Origin of the sequence: Lactococcus sp. EKM203L, assembly GCF_011800585.1 — a bacterium.
Classification (GTDB): Bacteria; Bacillota; Bacilli; order Lactobacillales; family Streptococcaceae; genus Lactococcus; species Lactococcus lactis.
Genome location: NZ_JAALEQ010000030.1, coordinates 1 through 2,541, shown reverse-complemented (window position 1 = coordinate 2,541; position 2,541 = coordinate 1). Strand labels below are relative to the sequence as shown.

The following is a 2,541-nucleotide window of genomic DNA, read 5'->3' as shown; positions in this document are numbered from 1 at the left end:
AGGATTATATAAGAAAACCCGAAAAGAAGGCACTCTCTTCGGGTTTTCGGTCTGTACTGAAATCAAGGTATTATTGGAAATCCCAGCTTAAATCATAGATACCGTAAGGGATTTTATTCTTTATTTAAAACTTTGCAAAAGAACCCCTCCTTCAATATATTGCAACTGATTCGAAGTACTCTGATTATTAGTCTGTTGTTCGTATACTTTTGAATCAGTCTAGTAACTATCAACAAAGAGAATTAGCTTTCTCTTAATAAAACCATTATTAAATACTGGTGTTAAAGATTGATCGGCTCGCCACCCGTTACACCATAAATTTGAGCAGTAACATAGCTTGCATCATTTGAAGCTAAGAAGACATATACTGGTGCCAGTTCAACTGGTTGTCCAGCTCTTTCTAATAATGATTGTTGTCCAAAATCTGGTAATTTTTCTTCAGGCTGTCCTTGATCCAACTGAAGCGGTGTCCAGATTGGTCCTGGTGCTACTCCATTGACACGGATACCTTTTTTAGCTAATTGGGTGGCTAAGCTAACCGTAAAGTTTGCAATAGCTGCTTTTGTAGCTGCATAATCCATTAAATTATCACTAGGATTAAATGCTTGTACCGAAGTCGTCGTAATAATACTGCTACCGGCAGGCAGATGACTGACTGCTTCTTGGACAATCGCAAACATCGAAATAATATTTATGGTAAATGTATCTTTTACTTGTTGAATAGGTAAAGTTTCAATCGATTCTTGGGAAATTTGTTGTGCTGAGTTAAGAACTAATGTATCTAATCCATTTAATTCTGCGACTGCTTTTGCAACGATTTCTTTTGGTGCCTGTTCATCCCTCAAATCATAGGGAAGTAATACGGCTTTTCTTCCAGCTGCTTCTATCAGTTCAGCAACTTCCTTTGCATCTTTTTCTTCACCTGGGAAGTATTGGAAAGCCACATCTGCACCTTCACGAGCAAATGCGATGGCAGCTGCGCGTCCAATTCCTGAGTCTGCTCCAGTAATCAATACTCTGCGATTCTCCATTTTTTTACTTCCAACATAACTTTCTTCGCCGCAATCTGGTCGTGGTGTCATGTTTGTTTGGAGAGCAGGAGTATCTTGATCTTGTTTTTCAAAACGATCATTATAAAATAATTTTCTCGGATCTCTTAAAACGGGTTCTGTCATTTATTTCTCCTCACTTTCTATATTTATCTTAACGTACTTTAAAATTTTTTAAAAATGATACGCCTTTTTGCACCAATATTCACAATGTTTTTACTGAAAAATCGATAAAAATAGGCCTTTTATCGATAAAAGGTTATAAATAGAACTTCTATTACTTGAAACTTCTAATATTTATTAAAAAATAAAAATAACATAAAACAAAGTGGCGGTACTCTTTTTATGTCAATCTCCATTTCTTGTTCCTTTTAGAAAAGGGTTTCAAAAATTATAACTATAAAAATCAATTTTATAAAAAACAATTTATTTTATCAATTATATAAGTAGACCGGAAAAGAATGATTTAAGAAGACGTGTCTTGTTTTTTACTGTAGTTCATTTTATGTCTAACTATTTGATGGTAGTCCAACTTTATGTCTGCATCAAATTTTAGAAAAGAAAGGAGTTTGCGTAAGCCATAGTTTCCGATTAGCTTCCTGCCAAATACAACACCGAGTAGAATGGCGCACTCAACATATTGAGAGATAGTAGTTGCAAGCCCTGAACCAAACACACCCAAAGCAGGGGCGCCAAAATGGCCAAAAATGAGAATATAGTTCAAAGCGGCATTTAGCACAACGGCCGCCATTCCCACATACATAGGAAGTTTCACAATCTTAGCATTACGTAAAACTGCCGAATACACCATAATTAGTAGGACTGGAATATAGCCTAGAGCAAGTGCCTGATGATATAGGGCTCCTTCTCGAATTACATTCGGATCTGCGGTAAACAAATGCATACTCCAAACTGGTAAAAAGAGTGAAACTGCCACAAACAATAAAGTTAATATTGCTCCTGAAAATAAAGTCATTCCCTGAATTTTTGCGATCTTTTCTCTCTGATTATTACCAATCAGCTGAGCTGATAAAATGGCGAGCCCACCAGTTAAACCCATTAATGTAAAATTCAAAACAGAAAAATTCTTTGAGGCTAATCCTACAGCAACCACGGCTGTTTCACCTTTTTGCCCTACCATAATTTGATCAAGTATGTTCAATACTGAATATAGTAGTCCTTGAATTGCAACTGGAATCGCGACCGAAAAAACGACTTTCCAAAAACCTTCTTTTTGCTGTCCTACTTCCACGATTCTCTCCATTTCTTTCTATTCTGTCTTATCTACATTCATTATACTACACCTTTCACTATACTACACCTTTCACTAAAGTGGAGCTATGACGTTAAGTCAAGTTTTTAGAGTAACAAACCAACGACAACTGTTGATTATCGTCAACGTCCCAATAAGCCACTTGGGTATTGGACAGACCTAGCTCACAAAAAGTTTCGATTTTAATTCATTCTGAATAGGTTATACTAGACAAAAGAT

General features: G+C 36.1%; 2 protein-coding genes and 1 pseudogene. 1 reads left to right on the top strand and 2 read right to left on the bottom strand.

Going from position 1 to position 2,541, the window contains the following annotated elements; genetic code table 11:
• Window positions 1-91 (top strand): annotated as a pseudogene (locus HFD15_RS13870) (IS6 family transposase); the annotation flags it as partial.
• 190 nt (window positions 92-281) lie between these two features.
• Here the strand turns inward: HFD15_RS13870 and HFD15_RS13865 are convergent.
• Window positions 282-1,175, bottom strand: coding sequence for an SDR family oxidoreductase (locus tag HFD15_RS13865; RefSeq protein WP_037619890.1), 894 nt, complete (start codon window positions 1,173-1,175; stop codon window positions 282-284).
• Window positions 1,176-1,515: 340 nt separating this feature from the next.
• Window positions 1,516-2,301, bottom strand: coding sequence for an MATE family efflux transporter (locus HFD15_RS13860; protein WP_167593803.1), 786 nt, complete (start codon window positions 2,299-2,301; stop codon window positions 1,516-1,518).
• Between the last annotated feature and the right edge of the window lie 240 nt (window positions 2,302-2,541).